23 protein-coding genes are annotated in these 20852 nt (G+C 59.8%); 15 read left to right on the plus strand and 8 right to left on the minus strand.

What is annotated here, in order from left to right; genetic code table 11:
- Window positions 1-5 precede the first annotated feature (5 nt).
- Window positions 6-1055 (plus strand): proline racemase family protein, encoded by a 1050-nt coding sequence (locus NH398_RS08950; protein ID WP_253017968.1) that lies wholly within the window; start codon window positions 6-8, stop codon window positions 1053-1055.
- Between the two features lie 14 nt (window positions 1056-1069).
- Here the strand turns inward: NH398_RS08950 and NH398_RS08955 are convergent, their stop codons facing one another.
- Window positions 1070-1276, minus strand: a complete 207-nt coding sequence (locus NH398_RS08955; RefSeq protein ID WP_253017970.1) for a DUF1289 domain-containing protein — start codon at window positions 1274-1276, stop codon at window positions 1070-1072.
- Window positions 1277-1320: 44 nt separating this feature from the next.
- Window positions 1321-1737 (minus strand): alternative ribosome rescue aminoacyl-tRNA hydrolase ArfB, encoded by a 417-nt coding sequence (gene arfB, locus NH398_RS08960; RefSeq protein WP_159342847.1) that lies wholly within the window; start codon window positions 1735-1737, stop codon window positions 1321-1323.
- A 108-nt stretch (window positions 1738-1845) separates the two neighbouring features.
- On the opposite strand from arfB, the gene NH398_RS08965 reads away from it, so the two are divergent.
- The 6 genes from NH398_RS08965 (at window position 1846) to NH398_RS08990 (ending at window position 7836) form a co-directional block, all read left to right on the plus strand.
- Window positions 1846-2457 (plus strand): flavin reductase family protein, encoded by a 612-nt coding sequence (locus NH398_RS08965; protein WP_253017972.1) that lies wholly within the window; start codon window positions 1846-1848, stop codon window positions 2455-2457.
- Between the two features lie 102 nt (window positions 2458-2559).
- Window positions 2560-3717: an ABC transporter substrate-binding protein gene (locus tag NH398_RS08970; protein WP_253017974.1), complete on the plus strand. Its 1158-nt coding sequence runs from the start codon at window positions 2560-2562 to the stop codon at window positions 3715-3717.
- Between the two features lie 51 nt (window positions 3718-3768).
- A complete protein-coding gene (locus tag NH398_RS08975) occupies window positions 3769-5880 on the plus strand; it encodes a methyl-accepting chemotaxis protein (protein ID WP_253017975.1) in 2112 nt (703 codons plus the stop codon).
- Window positions 5881-6006: 126 nt separating this feature from the next.
- On the plus strand, window positions 6007-6633 hold the full coding sequence (locus NH398_RS08980; protein WP_253017977.1) for an SDR family oxidoreductase: 627 nt from the start codon (window positions 6007-6009) through the stop codon (window positions 6631-6633).
- A gap of 173 nt (window positions 6634-6806) precedes the next feature.
- Window positions 6807-7376 (plus strand): DJ-1/PfpI family protein, encoded by a 570-nt coding sequence (locus tag NH398_RS08985; RefSeq protein WP_159342842.1) that lies wholly within the window; start codon window positions 6807-6809, stop codon window positions 7374-7376.
- 91 nt (window positions 7377-7467) lie between these two features.
- Window positions 7468-7836: a ribbon-helix-helix domain-containing protein gene (locus NH398_RS08990; RefSeq protein WP_159342841.1), complete on the plus strand. Its 369-nt coding sequence runs from the start codon at window positions 7468-7470 to the stop codon at window positions 7834-7836.
- On the opposite strand, the gene NH398_RS08995 is transcribed toward NH398_RS08990, so the two are convergent.
- Window positions 7833-8615 (minus strand): DUF1499 domain-containing protein, encoded by a 783-nt coding sequence (locus NH398_RS08995; RefSeq protein ID WP_253017979.1) that lies wholly within the window; start codon window positions 8613-8615, stop codon window positions 7833-7835. The genes NH398_RS08990 and NH398_RS08995 overlap by 4 nt on opposite strands.
- A 113-nt stretch (window positions 8616-8728) precedes the next feature.
- Here NH398_RS08995 and NH398_RS09000 point away from each other — a divergent pair, with 113 nt between their 5' ends.
- The gene (locus tag NH398_RS09000; protein ID WP_253017981.1) at window positions 8729-9076 is read left to right on the plus strand and encodes a hypothetical protein; all 348 of its coding nucleotides are present in this window, start codon (window positions 8729-8731) and stop codon (window positions 9074-9076) included.
- Here the strand turns inward: NH398_RS09000 and NH398_RS09005 are convergent.
- Window positions 9073-9285 (minus strand): DUF3820 family protein, encoded by a 213-nt coding sequence (locus tag NH398_RS09005; RefSeq protein ID WP_159342838.1) that lies wholly within the window; start codon window positions 9283-9285, stop codon window positions 9073-9075. The genes NH398_RS09000 and NH398_RS09005 overlap by 4 nt on opposite strands.
- A gap of 147 nt (window positions 9286-9432) precedes the next feature.
- Between NH398_RS09005 and mqo the strand changes: the two genes are divergently transcribed.
- Window positions 9433-11106, plus strand: coding sequence for a malate dehydrogenase (quinone) (gene mqo / locus NH398_RS09010; protein WP_253017983.1), 1674 nt, complete (start codon window positions 9433-9435; stop codon window positions 11104-11106).
- Window positions 11107-11170: 64 nt separating this feature from the next.
- Here mqo and NH398_RS09015 read toward each other — a convergent pair whose 3' ends face one another.
- The gene (locus NH398_RS09015) at window positions 11171-12040 is read right to left on the minus strand and encodes a LysR substrate-binding domain-containing protein (RefSeq protein ID WP_253017985.1); all 870 of its coding nucleotides are present in this window, start codon (window positions 12038-12040) and stop codon (window positions 11171-11173) included.
- Between the two features lie 144 nt (window positions 12041-12184).
- On the opposite strand from NH398_RS09015, the gene NH398_RS09020 reads away from it, so the two are divergent.
- Entirely contained in the window at window positions 12185-12610 is a 426-nt protein-coding gene (locus tag NH398_RS09020) for a VOC family protein (RefSeq protein WP_159342835.1), read from the plus strand.
- Between the two features lie 20 nt (window positions 12611-12630).
- Here the strand turns inward: NH398_RS09020 and NH398_RS09025 are convergent, their stop codons facing one another.
- Window positions 12631-13524 carry an AraC family transcriptional regulator gene (locus NH398_RS09025; RefSeq protein WP_253017987.1) on the minus strand — a complete coding sequence of 298 codons (894 nt, stop codon included), beginning with the start codon at window positions 13522-13524 and terminating at the stop codon, window positions 12631-12633.
- 194 nt (window positions 13525-13718) lie between these two features.
- On the opposite strand from NH398_RS09025, the gene NH398_RS09030 reads away from it, so the two are divergent.
- Window positions 13719-14780: an NAD(P)-dependent alcohol dehydrogenase gene (locus NH398_RS09030; protein ID WP_253017989.1), complete on the plus strand. Its 1062-nt coding sequence runs from the start codon at window positions 13719-13721 to the stop codon at window positions 14778-14780.
- A 171-nt stretch (window positions 14781-14951) separates the two neighbouring features.
- Entirely contained in the window at window positions 14952-16601 is a 1650-nt protein-coding gene (locus NH398_RS09035) for a methyl-accepting chemotaxis protein (protein ID WP_253017991.1), read from the plus strand.
- A 99-nt stretch (window positions 16602-16700) separates the two neighbouring features.
- Here NH398_RS09035 and NH398_RS09040 read toward each other — a convergent pair whose 3' ends face one another.
- Window positions 16701-17468 (minus strand): methyltransferase domain-containing protein, encoded by a 768-nt coding sequence (locus tag NH398_RS09040; RefSeq protein ID WP_159342831.1) that lies wholly within the window; start codon window positions 17466-17468, stop codon window positions 16701-16703.
- Window positions 17469-17646: 178 nt separating this feature from the next.
- Here NH398_RS09040 and NH398_RS09045 point away from each other — a divergent pair, with 178 nt between their 5' ends.
- Genes NH398_RS09045 through NH398_RS09055 form a run of 3 tightly spaced genes read left to right on the plus strand, consistent with a single transcriptional unit; the run spans window position 17647 to window position 20008 of the window.
- Window positions 17647-18576, plus strand: coding sequence for a formate/nitrite transporter family protein (locus tag NH398_RS09045; protein WP_253017993.1), 930 nt, complete (start codon window positions 17647-17649; stop codon window positions 18574-18576).
- 36 nt (window positions 18577-18612) lie between these two features.
- Complete coding sequence (nfsA, locus tag NH398_RS09050; protein ID WP_253017999.1) at window positions 18613-19344, plus strand: oxygen-insensitive NADPH nitroreductase; 732 nt, start codon at window positions 18613-18615, stop codon at window positions 19342-19344.
- Between the two features lie 10 nt (window positions 19345-19354).
- Window positions 19355-20008, plus strand: a complete 654-nt coding sequence (locus NH398_RS09055; protein ID WP_253018001.1) for a hypothetical protein — start codon at window positions 19355-19357, stop codon at window positions 20006-20008.
- Here NH398_RS09055 and NH398_RS09060 read toward each other — a convergent pair.
- A complete protein-coding gene (locus NH398_RS09060; protein ID WP_253018003.1) occupies window positions 20005-20847 on the minus strand; it encodes a PEP-CTERM/exosortase system-associated acyltransferase in 843 nt (280 codons plus the stop codon). The two genes, NH398_RS09055 and NH398_RS09060, sit on opposite strands and share 4 nt — an antisense overlap.
- Between the last annotated feature and the right edge of the window lie 5 nt (window positions 20848-20852).

Consider the following 20852-nt stretch of genomic DNA (forward strand, 5'->3'; position numbering starts at 1 on the left):
GGTGAGTGAAAAACCTTCATACGATTCAATTGTTGGACACACATGCCGGGGGCGATGTGAGCCGCATCGTCACTGGCGGTATCGATACGCTGCCCGGTGCCACGGTTCGCCAGCAGATGGAGTACCTGCGTGACGACGCCGATGGGTTGCGCCGTTTGCTACTGGAAGAACCTTACGGCATTCCCGAAATGTCGGTGGATCTATTGGTGCCCGCCACCGACCCAGAAGCAGTTGCCGGGTACATCATCATGGAAGTGATGGGTTACCCAATTTACTCGGGCTCGAACACGCTGTGTACGGCGACGGCCGTGCTCGAGACCGGTATCGTGCCCAAGCAGGAGGGGATTCAGCGCTTCAAGCTGGAAGCCCCGGCGGGCTTGGTGCAAATCGAAGCGCGGGTGCATAACGGCGTGGTGGAATCCGTGACTTGCGAAGGCTTGCCCAGCTATATCGACACCTACCGCGATACCATCCAAGTCCCGGGGATCGGTGAAGTGACTTACTCGGTCGCTTACAGCGGCGGCTTTTACGCTCTGGTCGATGCCGAGGCGCTGGGCTTCAAACTGGTGCGTGATGAAGAGCAGGCGCTGGCGGCGTGCGCTCACAAAATCGTCGAGGCGATTCAGGCGCAGCGCGGCTTCTCCCACTACACTCTCGGGGATGTGGGGCCGCTGCCGTTTTTGCACTTCATGGGGCCAGAAGAGCCGGTGGCGGAAGGCTATATCCGCTCTCGCTCCACGACGTATGTTCACCCGGGCGTGATTTGTCGCAGCACGACGGGCACCGGTACGTCGGCACGGCTGGCATTGATGAATTACGAAGGGCGGTTAAAGCTGGGCGACAAGTTAGAAACGATATCGCTGCGGGAGACCGGTTTCATCGGTACCTTTACCGGTACGCATCAAGAAGGCGCTTACCAAGTAGTAGAAAACACCATTACCGGACGCAGCTACGTGCTGGCGGAGTCTAACATCGTCATCAACTGCGATGACCCGATGGTGGCCTGTGGTGAACTTCACCATATCTTGAGCGACCGCCACGACGAAGAGCGTTGAGCGATCCCAAGCGTTCACTCTGGGGCGGCATCATCGGACTGCCGCTCGACATAGCCCGCTTGTTCGATACGTTCCCACACCGGGGCCTTCTCGGCCTCGGTCATGCTTCCCCAGCAGGCAATTTCATCCAGCGTACGTCCGCACCCTTTGCACATCTGGGTGCTTGGCACGATTTGGCAAACGTGGATACAGGGCGAAAGCGGACGGGGTGTCGTTGGCATCAAGGTCACTGTGTCAGGTAGAGAGAAAAGCGGCGCGTGCAGCGCTAGCTTACCGGCACTTTACCACGCAGCGACTTGATTTTTCCTTTGCGGGTTTTATGGTCTACCCGGCGACGCTGTGAGCCCTTCGTGGGTTTTGTAGGGCGGCGCGTTTTAGGCTGTTTGGCCACGCTCTTGATCAGCGCCTGAAGACGCTTCAAGGCATCCTCTTTGTTCAGCTCCAGCGTGCGGTAACTCTGGGCTTTGATGATCACCACGCCCTCTTTGCTAATGCGCTGATCCGAGAGGGCCATCAGCCGCTCTTTGTAAACCGGCGGTAGCGTCGAGCGCTGAATGTCGAAACGCAGGTGCACGGCAGAGGCGACTTTGTTGACGTTTTGACCGCCAGCCCCCTGCGCGCGAATTTGGCTCAAGTCGATTTCCCAATCGGCCAAGCTAACGCTGTTGGAAATAGTGAGCATTCAGATCCTTCGTCTTTCAATGTGCGTACAAGGCTAACACACTTGACAGGGGGCGGGCGTCGGCGGCCTATTAAGGGCATCGTTATCACCCAGTGATCAGGAGCGCCCATGGATACCCTACTCGAAAAGTCCCCTCTCAGTGCAGGCACGCTCTACCGCTTGCTGTCGGGCAGCGTGTGCCCAAGGCCCATTGCGTGGGTGGCCACCCAAGACAAGCACGGTAACGCCAATTTGGCGCCGTTCTCGTTTTTCAACGTCGCCAGCATCGATCCACCCATCCTGGCGTTTTCGCCTTTGCTGGATGGTAGCGCGCAACCCAAAGATACGCTGCGCAACTTGGCAGAGGTCGATGAGTGCGTGGTGCATGTAGGCACGGAAGGGCTGGTCGACGCGCTCAACACCACCAGCGCGAGCCTGCCCAGGGGGGAGGACGAGTTCACCCTGGCAGGGCTCGAGAAGGCCGCCATGCCGGGCGTTCGCGTGCCTCGCATCGCAGCAGCCCCAGTGGCGTTTGGCTGCAAGCTGGTGGACGTGGTTCGCTTTGGTGACCGGCCGCTGGCGGGCAGCCTGGTGCTGGCGCAAGTCGTCGCGATACATATCGACGATGCGCTCTGGGATGGACGGCATGTGGATATGGAGGCGCTCCAGCCCATCGGCCGTTTGGCTGGGAGCGACTACGTGCGTATCACCGACCGTTTCGCCATCGAACGCCCCTCTTAGTCCAAGACACGTTTTATTACATTCTGTTTAAAGCTAGCTAGGCTTAAGTCGTATATTCTTCCGCCGATAAGAGAAAAAGCATCACGATGTGGGGGAGAATCGATGCGACGAATCACGACATGGCTCATGACGGCGGGACTATTGACCGCACCACTGGCGCACGCAGCGCTTGAGGTTGGCATGGTGGCCCCAGCGAGCGGCAGCGCGGCGCCGTTGGGCATCGGCATGCAGCAAGGGGTGCAGGCCTATTTCGCCCAACTCAACAGCGAAGGCGGCATCGATGGAGAAACGCTCAGCCTAACGACCTTCGATGACCAATACTCGCCGCTGCTGGCGGCCAAACACACCCGCGACCTGGTGGGAAATGACAACCTGTTGGCGGCCATCGGCAACGTAGGAACACCCACCGCCGCCGTCACTATACCCATCTACAACCAGGAAAAGACGCTGCTATTTGGGGCCTTTACCGGCGCCGGTATTTTGCGTCGCTCCCCGCCAGACCGCTATGTGATCAACTATCGGGCCAGCTACGTGCAAGAGACGGCGACGATGATCGAGGGGCTGTTGGCCGCCGGTATCGAGCCTGAGGAAATCGCATTTTTTACCCAGAACGATAGCTTCGGCGATGCGGGCTACAACGGCGCGATTCGCGCGCTCAATGCGCAGGGCTTCTCGAACACGTCTCAGCTCGTGCATGGCCGCTTCACTCGCGGTACGCGTAACATTCACCAAGGCCTTGCCAGCATTCTGCAAGCGCCGGTCACTCCTCGGGCGGTGATCATTGTCGGCACGTTTGGCCCCGCTGCGGATTTCATTCGCGAAGCGCGACAAGACCTGCCCGATGCACTGTTCCTGAACGTCTCGTTCGTGGGTAGCCAAGCGCTGCTGGACACGCTCGGCCCGCTGGCCGAAGGCGTCATCGTGACGCAAGTCGTGCCCCCGTTGGACGCCGACCTGCCTGCGGTCAAAGAGTACCGTCAGGCACTGGCGGAATTCGCGCCCAATGCCAACCCGGACTTTATCTCCTTGGAAGGCTATTTGGCCGCCAAACTGTTTGCCGAAGGCGTCAAAGCCGCAGGTGATCAACCAGATCGTGAAGCCATCGTGGATGGCCTGTTGAGCCTGGGCAGCATCGATATCGGCGTTGGCGAGCCGCTGACGCTAGGGCCGAACGACCATCAAGCCAGCGATGCCGTATGGCCCACCATTATCCGAAACGGCCAGTTCGAGCCGGTGGATTGGAACAACTTAGTGCAGTAATCGTGGTTCCATATTCCGTATGCATTATCTCTGACACAGCGAATACCCCTGATGAAAAAAACCATAAGTATCCGCGCGATGCTCATTAGCCTCTTTGCTGCCGCCGTGCTGGGTAGCATGGTGCTGGCAGGTACGGGTTGGATGACCAACCAGCGGCTGATCAACGTCCAGCACTTTGTGACCGATGAGGTGCTGCCGCTGCAAGACGCCAGCCGTAGCATGGTGTTGACCATGGGAGCCTTTGGGCAGCGCCATGCCGACCTGCTGGCGGTCGACAGCAACCAAGCGCTAGATGACGTGACGCCTCGTAGTGAGTTGGACGCGCGCTATCGCCAAGCGCGTACGGGGCTGGCGCGTATCGAGCAAACCGATGCCGCCGAACAGCTTGCCGCGCTGGACAACGAGTATGACGCATTGCTGGCCGGTGACGAGGCGCTGGAAAACGTGCGCCGTGATGCGCTGACTCTGCAAGCGCAGATGGACGAGCAGATCGTTCAGATGCAAGCGGCCATCACCAACGTCATGCGCAGTGCCGAAGACATTGCCGGACGTACTGCCTTGGCTCAAGTGCGTGAAGAGCGCCGCCAGCGGGAACTGATGGAAGCCTGGCGGGAGGAGGGCACCACGACGCTGCCTACCCAGCTGCTGGATAACATGTTTACCGCCCGAGTCGATATTGGTCGCCTGAGTGGCAATGCGCGCATGGCCGTCGCCACGCTGTCCGATTTAGGGCGACAAATGATGCAGGTGGATAGCATCGATGCCCTGGTCAACCTGCGCAGCAACGAGATTTCCCAACAGGTGTCGCTGGCGCGCCAGTCCCTGGCGGCGATCGCCGAGGCGCCCAGCACCACCGTCGAGCAGCGCGCCCTGATCAGCGAACTCGATGAGGTCATCGTCGAGTTGAACGGCGTGATGGTGGAAGACGCCGATTCGGTCTATGCGCTGCGCCAGCAGCAGTTGGAGCTGGGGGCCCAAGTACAGGCCGCACTGACCAACGTGGCTGCCGCGACGACCGAAATGCGCGCAGCGCTTAGTGACATCGAAGCCTATACCGTTGCCCAGGCAGCCAGCGCCAGCGAAGAAGCCGAAACACTGGCCAATGCAGGGCGTACGCTACTGATTTTGGTGACGGCAGGGGTCATCGGGGTGCTGGCCATCTTTGGCTGGCGCACGCTGGTACGTGTGCTTGGCCCGCTGGTGGCCATGCGTCGTCAAATGGAGAGCATTAGCGGTGCCGCCGGTGAAAACGCCGACCTCTCCATGCGGTTAGCGCTTCAGCGTAACGATGAGGTCGGCCAAGCTGCCCAGGCGTTCAACCGGATGATGGACACCTTCGAAGGCATGGTGTCGCAGATTCGTGAAAGCGCCGAGGCGATTGCCGCCAGCAGCCGCCAAATCGCTTCCGGCAATGAAAACCTGTCGCAGCGCACGGACCAACAGGCGGCATCGCTGGCGGAGACGGCCTCCAGCCTCGAGCAGATTACCGCCACGGTCAAGCAGACCGCTGACTACGCCGATCAGGCCAAAGGCGCCAGCAGCAGTGTGGATGATCGGGCGCGCTCTGCAGGCGACGTGGCTAAACGCACCACGGCCGCCATGAGCGATATTCGTCAGGCGAGCGAGAAGATCACGTCCATCATCAAAGCCATCGACGACATCGCCTTCCAGACCAACCTGCTGGCGCTGAACGCCTCGGTAGAAGCGGCCCGTGCCGGTGAGCAGGGGCGCGGTTTTGCCGTGGTGGCACAGGAAGTGCGCAAGCTGGCGGGGCGCAGCGCAGAAGAAGCAGCGCAGATTCGCCATCTAGTGGACGACAGCGTGCAAAAAGTGAGCGAAGGCGAGCAGTTGGTCAACGCGTCGAGCCATCACTTGCAGGACATCATCGACAGCCTCTCGGAGGTAACCCGCTACGTCACCGAAATTGCCGATGCCACGAAAGAGCAGTCGGCGGGTATCGATCAGATCAACCAAGCCATCTCCCAGTTGGATCAGGTGACGCATCAAAACGCGCGCTTGGTTCAAGATGCCTCCAGCGCTAGCCAAACGCTGGATGAGCGCGCGGGCGACATGCATACGCTGGTCAGCCGCTTTCACGTCAGTCCCAGCGCCGGACAACAGGCTGTGCTGCCTGCTCGTGAGGAGCACGCGCGCCTGACGTAAGCCGATGAGCGGGACCAACGTTCTTACCGCGGGCACCGAAAGGTGCCCGCGGTTTTTGCCTCTAGGGTTGAACTTTAGGCGTGCCGCCTACACTGATAAAGCAGACACGATAGACAAGGAGGCAAAATGACGACCCTAGTGATTGGTGCCAATGGTCAGATCGGTAAACAGTTCTGCGCGTTAGCCCAAGAGGCTGGCACGCCCATCAAAGCCATGATTCGCCATGAAGAGCAGGCCGCCTGGTTCCAAGAGCGGGGCATTCAAACCGTCGTGGGCGACTTGGAAGGCGACATGGAACACGCCTTCGAAGGGTGCGATCAAGTCGTCTTTACCGCCGGTTCTGGCCCGCACACCGGGCCGGACAAAACGCTACTCATCGATCTGTTTGGCGCGATCCGTGCGGCGGATATCGCCAGCCAGCAGGGCCTGTCGCGTTACATCATGGTCAGCGCCATTCGGGCGGAAAAACCCTTGGAAGCCCCCGAAAAAATGCGCCCCTACATGGCCGCCAAATTCGCAGCCGATGCGCACCTGCGGCAAAGCGACGTTTCCCATGTGATTTTGAAGCCCGGCCGTCTCACCGATGAGGCGCCGACGCACAAATTCGCCAACAGCGTCGAGGAAGCGGGAGACAACCAGATCTCCCGGGCCAACGTGGCTTATGCACTGCTTCGCGTGGTGCAGACCCCGAGTCTCATCAACCAGGAGATAACGCTGCTGGATGGGCAGCGGCCCATCGACGCGCTGCTGTAATCGATATCCATCCAGCTCAAGCCCGCTCGTTCGTAGCGGGCTTTTTTTTATGATAAGCGGGTGCCATTGGGCGTGTAGTAACGGCGTACTACCTATCCCGCCTGATGGCTTGCTAGTCTGCCATGACACGCCCACCGCGTGCTCGACCGACGACAATCACAAGGAGAACGGAGATGAGCAGCAAACGCATTTTAATGATCACCGGCGACTTCACCGAAGATTACGAAACCATGGTGCCTTTCCAAGCGCTGATGGCGGTCGGGCATCGCGTCGACGCAGTCTGCCCGGGTAAGGCTTCGGGAGATACCGTGGCCACAGCCATTCACGACTTCGAAGGCGACCAAACGTATACAGAAAAGCCAGGCCACCGGTTTGCCCTCAATGCGGATTTCGCAAGCGTCGACCCGGCGGATTACGACGCCCTGGTCGTGCCCGGCGGTCGAGCGCCGGAGTACCTGCGGCTCAATCAAGACGTGCTCGCCATGGTGAAACACTTTTTCGATACCCAGAAACCGGTCGCGGCGATCTGCCACGGGGCTCAACTGCTGGCGGCAGCCAAGGTGCTGGAGGGCAAGCAGTGCTCGGCGTACCCCGCTTGCCAGCCCGAGGTCGAACTGGCCGGTGGTCGGTTCGCAGCGTTAGACGTCACCGAGGCGGTGACCGATGGCAACCTCGTCACGGCCCCCGCTTGGCCCGCCCACCCCGCTTGGCTGGCGCAGTTCATGGCGCTACTCGACAAATAGTGGCCTCGTCGTGAAGGTGCGCGCCTCTGCTGGGCGCGCACTCGCTCAGCCGCTATGCTAATCGGAGACGGTTGGTTTGGAGGAAGTGACCATGTGCAAACTGTTTATCGATGCGGACCCGGCACTGTGGCGCAGCGCCACGCACTCACTGCGTATCGATGGCATGGTGACCAGCGTGCGGATGGAGAACTATTTCTGGCAACTGCTGGAAGAGATTGCCCAGCGCGACGGAATGAACACCGCGCAGATGATCACCCGGCTGTACCATGAATCGATCGATGCCGGGCATGACCTGGGTAACTTCACCTCGTTTTTGCGGGTGTGTGCGCTGCGCTACCAGGCGCTACAGCTAAGTGGGGAGATTCCCGCCAGCGTGACCGTGCCCATTGGCGAGCTGGACGCCCAGCAGATTTTGGCCCGCGAACGTACGCGGCATGACCACCAAAAACGCGTTCACTAAGGTCGGCCCGAAGCTACTCCAACGCGCTTGCGTAGTGCGTTCAAAAAGGTCTCGATGCGCAGCGCATTGGTGCCCACGTCGCTGGCACCCAGCCGCGATGCCGACCGCATGTCCACCTGAGTACGCTCGCCCTGTTCGGTCAGTCGAATCACCACGTCATCCTCAAAGCCAAACCAGCGCGTCACGGCAGTGGCTTCCAAACGGGTCGGGGTGATCTCGGCAATGTCCCAGCCGGCGGCATTTACTTCGGCTTGAACCGCGGCCAGCACGGTCGCGGCGGGAGCATTCACCACCAGGGGTTGTACGTTCGGGTAAGCGGCCCGCTGCTGCTCGGCGGTGGCATCGCCTGGATACGCCACCCCGTTAGGGGCCGCCTCGCGCTCATCGCGTAGGGCAACGAATGGGGGCGGCTGCTGGGTATCGGTGGTGATGTCATGGATCACCGGCGCTTCTTGGGCGCGCTGCCACTGTTGCCATGGCATGTAGAGTAGGGCGGCCGTGGCAAGCAGAACGCCAATGGCCGCGATAGCCGTTCCCCCGCGCCGCAGGATGGCACTGACCAGCAGCACGAGTACGCTCAGCGCGACGGCGGCCGTCGCCGCATAAACGCCGTTTCGCAGTAGATTGAAGGCCTTCCCTAAGGAGATCCACTGCCAGCGATAGGCGGGACCAGCGCCTGCCATGAGTAGTGCCGCTGCCAGCAGCGCCAGCACGCTCAACCAAACGATGACATGGAGCCAGCGGCGTCTAGCGGGCTGATGTGGGCGTTGTCTAACCATAAGCTCCCTCTTGGTGATTGCCACTCAATCGTCACGCATTGGCAACAGCATAGCCAGCGATGTGGTAGCGTGGCTATCTTTCTCTACCGCCGCTTAGAACGAGTAACTCCCCCATGCGCTCAGCCGATGTCGACGCTCTTGCCCGCCAAGTCCGTGCCCTTCTGATGCAAGCTCCCGCCAACGCGTTGCCGATGACCTATCAGCACGTTGCCAACGCGCTAGGGCTGACGCCCCCGCGCACCATTGCACGGGCGGCCCAAGCGCTCGAGCAGTTGATGGACGAGGACGTTGCCGCCGGGCGACCCATGATCGCCGCACTGGTCATCAGCCGTCGGGGTGACGACATACCGGCCACCGGCTTTTTCGAGAAAGCCGTCGCGCTAGGCCGGTTTCCGGACGACCCCGACCAGCATCGCCACCGTTACATGGAAGAGCGAGCGCAGGCGCTGCGCGCTCGTTAACGGTTGCGTAGCGGTGTGAGCAGATCGCTCAGGCCGTTATGGTCGATCTCATGCATCAGTTGCAAGAGCTGTCCAATCTCGCCGTTGGGAAACCCCTCCCGGGCAAACCAGTTCAAATAAGGGCCCGGTAGATCGGCGATGAGCCAGCCTTCGTATTTGCCAAACGGCATCGTTCGCGTCACCAAGGTTTCCAGGTCTTCTGGCTTCATGCGTTAATTCCTTTCATTCTCATTTAAGATTTCTTTTATGTTCCCGTGAACAGGGTTATTTGTTAGACTTTCGTCGCAATTTTTATCCCCTCGACGCTGGGCACCCGCTGTTCCGGCACGTCATTTCTGTATCGTCAGGGACATGACATGCAAAAACGTTTAAGTCTGTTACTTTGTTCACCACTGTTAGCCCTTGCCACCATGCCCGTCGCCGCCGATGAACCGGTCGACGTAGTGCTGATTGGCGGCGGTATCATGAGCGCGACCCTGGGCACTTACTTGCAAGAGTTAGAGCCTGAGTGGGACATTCATCTCTATGAGCGCCTGGATCAAGTCGCTCAAGAGAGTTCCAATGCTTGGAACAACGCCGGTAGCGGCCACTCTGCGTTCATGGAAATGAACTACACGCCGGATGCCAGTGGCCGTGTCGAGATCCAGCGCGCGATCAACGTCACCGAGCAGTTCGAGATCTCTCGTCAGTTCTGGGCGCATCAGGTCGAGAACGGCATTCTTGGTGAGCCCTCCTCATTTATCAATAGCGTGCCGCACATTGCCGTGGTGTGGGGCGATGAGGACGTCAATTTCCTGCGCGAGCGTTACGACGCCATGACGCAGAATCCGCTGTACGCGGGCATGGAGTACTCGGAAGATCGCGCTGAGCTGGCCGAGTGGATGCCGCTGGTCATGGAAGGTCGTGAAAACGACGACCGCCCGGTGGCTGCCACGCGCATGCAGATGGGAACCGAGGTGAACTACGGGGCTCAGGCCCGTGAGATGGTCGAAGCGCTGACGCGCAGCGAGCACTTCACGCTGGGGTTGAACAGCGAAGTGCGCGACCTGACCCGCAACGACGATGACACTTGGCACGTCACCATTGCCAACTTGGAAAGCGGTGAAGAGAGCACCGTCGATGCGCGCTATGTGTTTATCGGCGCAGGCGGGGCTGCGCTTCCGCTGCTGCAGGCATCGGGGATTCCCGAGGCCGAGGCTTACGCGGGCTTCCCCGTTGGCGGCCAGTTCCTCTACACCACCAACCCGGACGTGGTGTCGCAGCACGACGTGAAAGCGTACGGTAAAGCGGGGGAAGGGTCGCCGCCCATGTCCGTTCCGCACCTGGACCTGCGCTACTTGGATGGTGAACCGGCGCTGTTCTTCGGCCCCTTCGCCACGTTCTCCAGCAAGTTCTTGAAAGAGGGCTCTTGGACGGACTTGTTTGGCTCCATGACGCTGAACAACACCTGGCCCATGGTGGAAGTCGGTCTGGATAACTTCAATCTGGTGAGCTACCTCGTGGGCCAGGTACTGATGTCTGACGATGACCGCTTCGAAGCGCTGCAAGCCTACTACCCCAACGCTAACCGCGACGACTGGGAACTGTGGACGGCGGGTCAGCGCGTACAGATCATCAAGAACGACCCCGAGCGTGGCGGCGTGCTGCAATTCGGTACGGAAGTCGTGACGTCGCAAGACGGCACCATGTCTGCGCTGCTGGGCGCTTCGCCGGGTGCTTCGACTGCGCCGTCGATCATGCTTGGCCTGCTGGATCGCGTATTCCCGACTCACGTGGCAAGCGACGAGTGGCAGGCCACGCTGACCGAGATCATTCCTTCCTACGGCCAAAAGCTGGCAGAGAACCCTGAGCTGTTGAGCGAGGTGCGCGCTTACACGGCACGGACGCTCGCGCTAGACGAGCCCATGAATCTGTCCAACGAGGCCGACGCCGCAGACGAATCCAACCAAGCCGCTGACGAGGCATCGCAAGAAGAGCCGAGCGCTACAGAAGACAGCGCTACGGAAGACGAGAACACCACCGAGGCCTAGGCCACGTGCAGGATGGGCTCATTTGCGCCAGCCTTCGGGCTGGCGTTTTAGTGTGCAGCAGCGGTTACTTGGTGGCTACTTGCGTCAGCAGGGCGGCCAGGGCCTGGGCCGGTTCGCTGAGCTGACCGCTGGCGCGGTGAACGATACCGATATCGCGATGGAAGGTGTGCTCGTTCAAGTCGATGGCCCGCACGCCAGTGGGCCAGCGCTGGAGAGCGCTTGGTTGCGGTGCCAGCGCGACGCCCACGCCGTTGGCCACTAGCTGTACGATGGCGTCGAGCTCGTCGACTTCACACACATCATGTACTTGGCAGTGATTGTCTCTCAGAAAGCGGTCGACCTGGCGCCCGCCAAACGAGGCGCGGTCATAGCGCACGAACGGCTGGCTGGAGAGTAACTCACGCCAATCGTTACCGGCCATTTGGCGGGGCACCAGTAACCGAAACGGCTCATGGGCAAGAGGCTGCCAGCGTAGGTCGCTGTGTAGCGAAAAAGGTGGACGAATGATCACCGCCATATCCAGTTCCCCCGCATCCACCTGATTCATCAGCGCCAGTGACAGTCCCGGCACCACGCGGGAGCGGCATTCGGGAAATTGGCGATGAAAGCGCGCCAATACGCTTGGTAACAGCGAGCGCTGAATGGAGGCTATCGCCCCCAAGGTAACGCGGGTAGCGGCCTCTTGCCCAGCGGAGGAGGCGCCTAAGGTGCCGTAAAGAGCCAGCAGTGCCTGGGCTTGTTGTAGCGTTTCGTGTCCGCGCTGGGTGAGAACCGCTGCCCGCCCGCTGCGTTCGAACAGCGCCACGCCAAGCTCGGCCTCCAAGCGCTTCATCTGCGCGCTGACGGCGGCTTGGGTCAAGCCGATACGTTGGCCCGCTGCCGCAAAGGTGCCGTGCTGGGCAACGGCGATGAGCGTCCTGAGTTCGCGGATCATGGTCTATGTATTCATCAATAAAAGTTGTGAATAGATCAAAAACAATTGATTTTATTTTTACATGTCGCCTTTTAGGATAGTGACACGGGCCTAGCGCAGCGCGCTAGCCATCTACCAACAAAAGCACTCTATCAGGAGACACCCATGAGCCTTTCCCCGTTTCACTTGGCGATTCCCGTCTACGACGTCGCTTTGGCGCGCACTTTCTACAACGATGTGTTTGGTTTGGAAGAGGGTCGCTCCAGCGATCATTGGGTTGACTTCAACTTCTTCGGCCATCAGCTCGTCATTCATGAGCACCCCAAAACGCCGGGTCAGGAGAGCGCCCATACCAACCCGGTAGATGGTCATAACGTGCCGGTGCCGCACTTTGGGGTGATTTTGGAATGGGACGAGTGGGAAGCGCTGGCCGAGCGGTTGAAAGCGCGTGGCACTGACTTCGTTATCGAGCCTTACATTCGCTTCAAAGGCGAAGTGGGCGAGCAGGCCACCATGTTCCTGCTCGACCCCTGCGGTAACGCGCTGGAGTTCAAGGCCTTCAAAGACAAGCGCCAAATTTTCGCTAAATAAGCGTCGAACGCCCGTGCGCCTCACGCGCGCAGCGCCTGCTCCTGGCGGCGATGCTGGAGGGGCGACTCACCAAAATAGCGTTTATAGTCGCGGCTGAACTGCGGCACGCTGCGGTAACCCACCGCCAGTGCCGCTTGATTCACGTTGTGGCTATCCTGCAAGAGGAGCTGCTGCGCTTTGATCAAGCGCAGCCGTTTGAGGTACTGGGCAGGCGAGGCGCGGGTAATTTGCTTGAAGTGCTGGTGAAACGTCGACACGCTCATGTTCGCCTGCTGCGCGAGCTGATCTACTGAAAAATCGTCAGCAAAGTGGCTGTGGAGCTGCGAGAGCACTTGCACGATACGTGAGTAGTTGCCGTGCCCCTGTACCAGCGCGCGTAAGGCAGGCCCTTGTTCGCCCTTGAGCGCCTCGAATACCACGTCGCGTATGCGGGCATCGCCCATGGTGCTGCACTCCACCGCATCGTGCAGGGTGCGCGCCAAGCGTAAGACGGCCGCCTGCATCCCCTCGTTCATTGCCACCGAGGCCATCGGCAGGGGCGTGATGTCCGGCTGGTAACGGTCGCCCATGGCGGTGACCATTTCACTGAGCAGTGCCGGGTCGAGTTTGACCGAAATGCCCAGTAGCGGTGCCTCCGGAGAGCCGTGGGTCTCGCACTCGAATGGCAGAGGGAGTGTTTGAACCAGGTAGTGCCCAGGGTTGTAGTGAATCTCCCGATCGCCCAGATAGCCTACTTTACGCCCTTGGGCGATGATGATGAGACTCGGTTCATACATCAGCGGCGTGCGTACCTGGTGTCGGCCTAGGCAGAGCAGGCTGACGCGGTTCAGGCGGGAGGGGGTGGGTCCATCGCTCTTTACGAGCGGAGTGATGAGGTCGGCAAGGGCATTGCCGACATGGGCGGTGCTGGCCATGGACTCTCCTTACGCTTTGCAATCGTTGGGTTGCGAGAATTATGACGTTTTTCTGACTTATTTTGTTATTTTATTGCACCTGATTAGAGAAATAAGCAAAAAAAACGTAGCTTCGTTCATCGCTATCTCCCCTTAGGCGGCCAATAATGGAAGCACCTTTCCGCACCTGCGGGATGTATTAAAAAGGAGTTTTCATGAGCCAAGCAAAATCTTACGCCGCGTTTTCCGCTGATAAGCCCCTCGCGCCGTTTACCTTTGATCGTCGTGAGCCGCGTCCCGACGATGTTGCCATTGAAATCCTTTACTGCGGCGTATGCCACAGCGACCTGCACTTTGCCCGTAACGACTGGGGCATGAGCCAGTACCCGGTCGTGCCGGGCCACGAAATCGTGGGCCGCGTCACGGCCGTGGGCAGCGACGTGACCCGTTTCAAAGCCGGTGACCTGGTCGGCGTGGGTTGCATGGTCGATTCCTGCCGCACCTGCTCTGCCTGTCAAGATGGCGTAGAGCAGTACTGCCTGGAAGGGTTCACCATGACCTACGGCAGCCCGGACCGCCAGGACGGTACCCTGACTCAGGGCGGCTACTCCGACTCCATCGTGGTCAGCGAGCACTTCGTTCTGCAGATGCCTGACGGTATCGATCTGGCCTCCGCTGCGCCCATCCTGTGTGCCGGTATCACCACCTACTCGCCGCTGAAGCATCACGGCGTGGGCAAAGGCCACAAGGTCGGCGTGATCGGCATGGGCGGTCTGGGCCACATGGGCGTCAAACTGGCCAAGGCGCTGGGTGCCGAAGTGACCGTATTCACGCGCTCCGATGCCAAAGTCGAAGAAGCCAAGCGCAACGGTGCCGACCACGTGGTGGTTTCCAGCGACCAAGCACAGATGGATGCCGTGGCCGAAACCTTCGACTTCATGCTCGATACCGTGCCGGTTCAGCACGACTTGAACCCCTACCTGGCGTCGCTGAAGTATGACGGTACGCACATTCTGGTCGGCCTGCTAGAGCCCATCGAACCAGCCATCGAAGCGTTCAACCTCGTGTTCAAGCGTCGCGTCGTGGCAGGCTCTTTGATCGGCGGCATTGCAGAAACCGAGGAGCTGCTCAAGCTGTGCGCCGAGCAGAACATCACCTGCGATATCGAAATGCTCGATATCAACAAGATCAACGAAGGCTTCGAGCGCATGGAGAAAGGTGACGTGCGCTATCGCTTCGTGATTGATATGGCGACTCTAAAAGAGACCGCTGTCTAAGCCATCGAGCGTCGGCAAGCCCACCCCCTCAAGGCGGTGGGCTTTTTTGTTTTGTCGTTATGTAAAATTTATTGGTATACAAAGGTCGTAGTGGCGTCATATTTCTGCTCGTCTTGCTTTACCCTCCTGACAGGTGGGGTAACAACTAATAAAGCAGAAGGGAACGCAGCGATGAAACAACTCTCCATCAAGTGGAGCCTGACGGCTGCCTTGGCACTGCTCGTAGTGATGATCGGCTTGATCAGCGCGCTGGGGTTTTACACCAATACCACCAGCGATCGAGCACTCAGCGAGATCAATAACATCAACGTGCGACTCGCCAACTTGGCGAACCGCACCCAAGTGAATGCGCTTAGGGCGCAAACCTTCCTCGACCGCTCGGCCAGTTTCAGTACCCAGGGCAATCCGGATAAAGGGCAGGAGAGCCTGGCCATGGCGGCAGACGCCGTGACGGCAGCGCAAAGCCGCTTTGACGAGTTCTCGGCGATTCCCGTAACACCAGAAAGCGAGCTGGCCCAGCGGCGTGACAACGTGATCGCGGCCTATCACGCCTTCGTGACCGACGGCATCGTGCCGTTATTGGATGCCGCGCCGTTTCAAATTCAGCGTCAACAGGAAGCGTTGGGCGAGCTGGGGGCTAACCTGGATACCGCGATGGGCGAGTTCGTGGCCTACACCGAGGCACGCGGCCAGCAAGTCATGGGCCAGGTGGAGCGCTTGGCGACGATTGGCGGTGTGGTAGCGGTTGGTCTGCTGCTGTTTTCCCTGCTGGCGGCGGTCGTCATTCGTATGGCGATGATGCGTGGTGTGGTGACCCCGCTCCAGCAGGCGCTGGGGCATTTCGACCGCATTGCCAACGGTGATTTGACCGGGCGTATCGAAGACCGTGGCCGTAACGAAATTGGTCAGCTCTTCATCGGTTTAGCGACCATGCAAGAGAAGCTGAAGACACTGGTGATGTCGCTGCGTAGCAGCAGTGAACACGTCTACAGCGGCGCCAGCGATATCTCGTCGGGCAGTCAAGACCTCTCTTCACGTACCGAGCAGCAGGCCTCGGCGCTGCAACAAACGGCCTCCAGCATGGAGCAAATGGCCACCACGGTGAGCAAAAATGCCGAAATAGCCCAGGAGGCCGACCAGCTCTCGGTCGCGGCCTCCCAATCTGCCGAGGCGAGCGGCGAAGAGGTCGAGCGTACCGTCCAGCTCATGCGCGAGATCGCCGCCAGCGCCGATCGGGTCAACGATATCATCGGTGTGATCGACTCGATTGCCTTCCAAACCAACATTCTGGCGCTCAACGCCTCGGTAGAGGCGGCGCGGGCAGGCGAGCAGGGGCGTGGCTTTGCGGTGGTGGCGAGCGAAGTGCGCTCGCTGGCGACCCGCAGTGCGGAGTCGGCCAAAGAGATTCGGGGGCTGATCGAACAAACCACCACCCAAATCAACAGCGGCGCTACGCAGGCCGAACGGAGCGGCGAGACGCTGAGCCAGACCGTCGACGCCATTCGTCAGGTCACCACGCTGATGGGGGAGATCTCCACGGCTACCCGAGAGCAAAACAGTGGCATCGAACAGATCAACGCCGCACTGACGGAAATGGACTCGGTGACCCAGCAAAACGCTGCGCTGGTGCAGCAAACCAGCTCGGCGGCAAGCGCGCTGGAAGGGCAAGCCAGCCAGCTTGCGACGCTCATGGCGACGTTCCGGCTAGCCGAAGGGAGCCAGCCGCCTGCGGCCAGTGCCCCGTTGGTGGAGCAGCGACCGGCGGCCAAGCCTGCTGCGCAGTCGACGGTGTCGAGCAGCGACGACTGGGATGAGTTCTAGCCAGCGGCCCTATCTGTCTATCTTTCTCATCCGTACATCCCTCTCAGGGCGGCTATTGAGCCGCCCTGTTTTTTTAGGGAACGATAAGAGGGAGCGCGTTTAAACGTGGGCGACGACGCGGATACGCACGTAGTCTGCCGTCCAGTTACCGTGGCCGTCGCTTAGGCTGTGGGCCAGCAGGTTGAGGGTGTTATCGAAAATGGCATCTTTCAGGTCCTCTTCCAGGCCGTGGAAGAAAGGAGTGGCAAAGGTATCCAGCCAGCTCGCCATGCCCGTCGGCAGCGGCGTAGGGCGGGGAATGAGCTCGACGCTATCGACCCGAAAGCCGACCGTTTGCAGCAGGTTGGTGTACTCCTGGGTAGTGGGGAAGTACCACGGGTGACGGCCCTTCGAGCTGATACCACGGAACTGGAGCGAGGCAATCAGCGCGGTGCAGATAGCCGCCACGTTGCCATGGCCACCAAACTCTGCCACGAAACGCCCACCGGGCTTCAAGGCGCGTTTTATGCCCGCCAGGACGGCTTGCGGGTCGAGCATCCAGTGCAGCGCCGCGTTGCTGAAGACCGCGTCGAATTCGTGGTCGAAGGGCAGCTGATGCCCGTCGATCACGCGCGCCGTTACGCCGCGCTGTTGGGCGGCGGCAACCATCTCTGCTGAGGCATCGATTCCTACGACGTCCGCGCCAAGCTGCATGATGCGTTCGGTGAGGGCACCGTCGCCGCAGCCCACGTCCAAAATGCGCTGCCCTGGTTGGGGCGAAAGCAGGCGGAGGACCTCCGTACCTAGATCGGGAACAAAGCTGGCGTGCTCCGCATACCGACCGGCGTTCCATGCCTGGCCGGGCGGTGTGTGAGAGGCGTTAGACATATCGGCTTCCTAGCAACGTGATGAGGCCTGAGGGTTAGAAATAGTATAGCGAGCGTTGTCTTTCTCGCGTGCAACATCGCGTAAAAATTCTTTATCCACCGTACGTTAACCCCCTTGAGTGGCTACCCAATCTTAGACAATAGCGTTACGCTGAAAACTCACTAGGGAGAGAGCCAGCATGAACCAACAGCACCAAGCGGATGACAATTTTGAAGGGGGGGATCAGCGTCGTGAGGAGCACGGCCAGCATGAGCCAACTTCCCAGGCGTCGGGTAATCAGCAGGAAGCGCGAGAGGCGAACTTGCCCTCCAGAGCTGCCGTGGTGCATCAGCATTTACGCTTAGAGGGGCAAAAGGAGCTCTCGCGAGACTCCATGGCGCTGCTATGGTCGGCCATTGCGGCGGGTATCTCGATGAGTTTCTCCATGGTGGCGCGCGGCGTCATGCATGCCCATCTGCCGCAAACCGACATTGGTTTTTTAGTCGAGTGCCTAGGCTATACCGTGGGCTTCATTGCCGTCATTTTGGCCCGCCAACAGCTCTTTACCGAAAACACGGTCACGGCCGTGCTGCCCGTCATGAGCCGCCCAACGTTGCCGAACCTTGGAGCATTGGGCAGGTTATGGGGCGTGGTACTGGTAGGCAACCTGATGGGGGCCGCGCTCTCTTCCTTTACCTTCCTGCACATGCCGATGTTCGACGAGGCAACGCACCAAGCGTTCATCGCCCTTGGGGAGCACATGATGGCGAATACGCCCATGGAAATGTTCTCTAAAGGGATTCTCGCTGGCTGGATGATTGCGACCCTGGTGTGGCTGATTCCCGCCGCCGACCAGGCCAAGGTGTGGATCATCATCATCGTGACCTACGTCATGGCGATTGGAGAGTTCACTCACATCATCGTCGGCACCAGCGAAGCGCTGTATTTGGTGTTCGATGGCCATATTTCCTGGTATGACGCGGTGGTGGGTTTTGCACTGCCGACGCTGGCCGGTAACGTCATTGGCGGCACCTTCATTTTCGCGCTGATCAGCCATGCACAGATTCGTGGCGACGTCGAGGCGCAGCGGGAGTGTAAGCAGGGCCTGTTCAACCGCCGTAAACACTAACCCGCCCAATGGACAACCACCCAAGAGGTACGTGATATGAACGATGTGATCAAGCTACTCAATGCCCACCGGTCGATTCGTAAATTCACCGATCAAGCGATTCCCCAGGGGCTACTGCGTGAACTGATTCAAGCGGGCCAAGCGGCAGCGACATCGAGCCATGTGCAGGCGTACACGGTGATTCATGTCAAAGATACCGCCAATCGCGAAGCGATTGCCGAGCTGGCCGGTGGCCAAGGTTACGTGGCTAGCAGCGCGGCGTTTTTGGTCTTCTGTGCCGACATGAAGCGCCCCACCGACGCCTCTGAGCGTACCGGCGCCAACGTCGAGCGCGGCATGACCGAACAGCTACTGGTCGCCACCGTGGATACGGCGCTCATGGCGCAAAACGTGGCGGTCGCCGCCGAATCAGAAGGCCTGGGTATTTGCTACATCGGCGGTATTCGCAATGACCCGGACGCCGTCAGTGAGCTGCTGCGTCTGCCAGCCCATGTCTACCCGGTGTTCGGCATGTGTCTGGGCTACCCAGCGCATCAGCCGGAAGTGAAGCCGCGCCTGCCCGTTGAAGCGATTCTGAAAGAGGACTACTACACTGATGATAGCGATCATGTGGCCGCCTTTGACGACACCATGCAGGCGTACTATCAGTCTCGGAGTAGCGGCAATAAAAACAGTGATTGGTCGCACAACCTAACCCCTCTGTTCGATAGCAAGCTGCGCCCCCATATGCGTGACTTCTTGGTGAAACGCGGCTTTACCATGAAATAAGGAGTCCTCTATGTCTCTACAGCGTGCCTACGTGCTACTGGCCGGACTTTATAGCCTGCTACCCGTGATGGGAGTCGTGGCGATCTTTTCCGGTGGGGGAACACCGCTTGCCATGGCGCACCTGTTTTTCGGGGCGCTGGGCGTGGCAGGGCTGTGGGGATACATCTTGAATCGCGCCGTCATGAGTCAGCGCATGTGGCGACCATTGGCAGCGGTCTTGTCGTTGGGGAGTTTGCTGCAGCTCGTCATCATGCTGACCATGCCGGTGTCCGGCGTGCTGCTGACCTGGATGCTCACCAGCAGCATTTTCGCCGTGCTGCTGGCGGTGCTGCTCTACCACTACGGCAACCGCGACCAGCCGCTATGGGCCACTGACGAAGAGCGTGACGCGGCCCAGCGGCTAGCGACGCTGCTGGCGCAGCAGCCAAACGTCACGCTGTTACACCGGGAGCCGGGCCATGAAAACAGCGTCAAGGTGGCGAAGGTGGGCAGCGACTACCTCGCCAACGTCACGCGTCGCTATCACACCGAAGACGAGGTTCGCCAGGAAACCTTCGAACGTCGCTTCCGACATCCCGAAACGCTGGTCTATTTCGTCGACAAGTTTGCCAGCATCACCCCCCAAAGCGTGTCGACGCCATCTACCGCTGCGCCTGCGGCTTAATGAGCATAGACGCAGGTGGTGGCCGGTAGTTGGGCGGCAAGCTGCGTCTTGATGGTGTGGTAAAGCGGAACGATGCGCTTAGGCAGGCTCTCTTCCGCGACCCGCTGGTCGATGTAGTAGGGCGCGCGACTGCCGCAGTAATTGATGACCCCACCTACCTGATGGAAATGCAGCCCCGAGGCTTTCAATAAACGGCTAAAGCGCGGCTCTAACATGGCAAAAACATGGTAGCGCCCGCTGAGCCCCACCATGGCCGTGGCCGCTAAAAAGAGGCTCAGGCTTAAGAGCGCCGGGCTCTCTTTGATGCTTTCGTAAGGCGTTTGAAGCGCTGGAAAAGGCGAGGGACGTCGTGCATCAGAGGTGGAAGCGGCTGGCCCAGCGCGGCCTTTCGGCTTTTTACGAACGGTGGGGTGAACGGCTAAGCGCGATACTTCGCAGGTTTTATGAAGTGGAAACGTATGCGGGTGGGCGTCGGGAATAAAGAGGTGGGCATGATAGTAATCTTCCAGCGGTAGGCCTCGGGCGGGTTGTCCTGGGGCGGGGTCGATCAATACCACCCTGACGCAGCCCACGTCGATCCCCGTGGCGTTATGGTGAAGCAAACAGAGCAGCGAGTGTTGATCGTGCTCGTCGCGCTCGATGTTCAGAGCGCTTTCCTTGCCAATGGCGTAGTTGAGTTCTTCGATGAAGACGGCGTGGCGCAGTGCAAACGCCCGGTGCTGCTCGTCGGGGGTTTGGGCAATCAGCAGTCTGAAGTGGTCGTTGAAAAACGTAGGGCTAAAGGTCGTGTCTTCGAGGATCTCTGGCGTGGTCATGGCGGGGGTTATTGTCGTTATCACCAGCG

Source organism: Halomonas sp. CnH100-B, assembly GCF_024124605.1.
Lineage (GTDB): Bacteria > Pseudomonadota > Gammaproteobacteria > Pseudomonadales > Halomonadaceae > Vreelandella.

What these genes read in the sequence shown, in the direction of transcription:
- NH398_RS08955 (WP_253017970.1), bottom strand. Translation starts at nt 1,276, where the DNA reads ATGCCAACGACACCCCGTCCGCTTTCGCCCTGTATCCACGTTTGCCAA.
- arfB (WP_159342847.1), bottom strand. Translation starts at nt 1,737, where the DNA reads ATGCTCACTATTTCCAACAGCGTTAGCTTGGCCGATTGGGAAATCGAC.
- NH398_RS08965 (WP_253017972.1), top strand. Translation starts at nt 1,846, where the DNA reads ATGGATACCCTACTCGAAAAGTCCCCTCTCAGTGCAGGCACGCTCTAC.
- NH398_RS08970 (WP_253017974.1), top strand. Translation starts at nt 2,560, where the DNA reads ATGCGACGAATCACGACATGGCTCATGACGGCGGGACTATTGACCGCA.
- NH398_RS08975 (WP_253017975.1), top strand. Translation starts at nt 3,769, where the DNA reads ATGAAAAAAACCATAAGTATCCGCGCGATGCTCATTAGCCTCTTTGCT.
- NH398_RS08980 (WP_253017977.1), top strand. Translation starts at nt 6,007, where the DNA reads ATGACGACCCTAGTGATTGGTGCCAATGGTCAGATCGGTAAACAGTTC.
- NH398_RS08985 (WP_159342842.1), top strand. Translation starts at nt 6,807, where the DNA reads ATGAGCAGCAAACGCATTTTAATGATCACCGGCGACTTCACCGAAGAT.
- NH398_RS08990 (WP_159342841.1), top strand. Translation starts at nt 7,468, where the DNA reads ATGTGCAAACTGTTTATCGATGCGGACCCGGCACTGTGGCGCAGCGCC.
- NH398_RS08995 (WP_253017979.1), bottom strand. Translation starts at nt 8,615, where the DNA reads ATGGTTAGACAACGCCCACATCAGCCCGCTAGACGCCGCTGGCTCCAT.
- NH398_RS09000 (WP_253017981.1), top strand. Translation starts at nt 8,729, where the DNA reads ATGCGCTCAGCCGATGTCGACGCTCTTGCCCGCCAAGTCCGTGCCCTT.
- NH398_RS09005 (WP_159342838.1), bottom strand. Translation starts at nt 9,285, where the DNA reads ATGAAGCCAGAAGACCTGGAAACCTTGGTGACGCGAACGATGCCGTTT.
- mqo (WP_253017983.1), top strand. Translation starts at nt 9,433, where the DNA reads ATGCAAAAACGTTTAAGTCTGTTACTTTGTTCACCACTGTTAGCCCTT.
- NH398_RS09015 (WP_253017985.1), bottom strand. Translation starts at nt 12,040, where the DNA reads ATGATCCGCGAACTCAGGACGCTCATCGCCGTTGCCCAGCACGGCACC.
- NH398_RS09020 (WP_159342835.1), top strand. Translation starts at nt 12,185, where the DNA reads ATGAGCCTTTCCCCGTTTCACTTGGCGATTCCCGTCTACGACGTCGCT.
- NH398_RS09025 (WP_253017987.1), bottom strand. Translation starts at nt 13,524, where the DNA reads ATGGCCAGCACCGCCCATGTCGGCAATGCCCTTGCCGACCTCATCACT.
- NH398_RS09030 (WP_253017989.1), top strand. Translation starts at nt 13,719, where the DNA reads ATGAGCCAAGCAAAATCTTACGCCGCGTTTTCCGCTGATAAGCCCCTC.
- NH398_RS09035 (WP_253017991.1), top strand. Translation starts at nt 14,952, where the DNA reads ATGAAACAACTCTCCATCAAGTGGAGCCTGACGGCTGCCTTGGCACTG.
- NH398_RS09040 (WP_159342831.1), bottom strand. Translation starts at nt 17,468, where the DNA reads ATGTCTAACGCCTCTCACACACCGCCCGGCCAGGCATGGAACGCCGGT.
- NH398_RS09045 (WP_253017993.1), top strand. Translation starts at nt 17,647, where the DNA reads ATGAACCAACAGCACCAAGCGGATGACAATTTTGAAGGGGGGGATCAG.
- nfsA (WP_253017999.1), top strand. Translation starts at nt 18,613, where the DNA reads ATGAACGATGTGATCAAGCTACTCAATGCCCACCGGTCGATTCGTAAA.
- NH398_RS09055 (WP_253018001.1), top strand. Translation starts at nt 19,355, where the DNA reads ATGTCTCTACAGCGTGCCTACGTGCTACTGGCCGGACTTTATAGCCTG.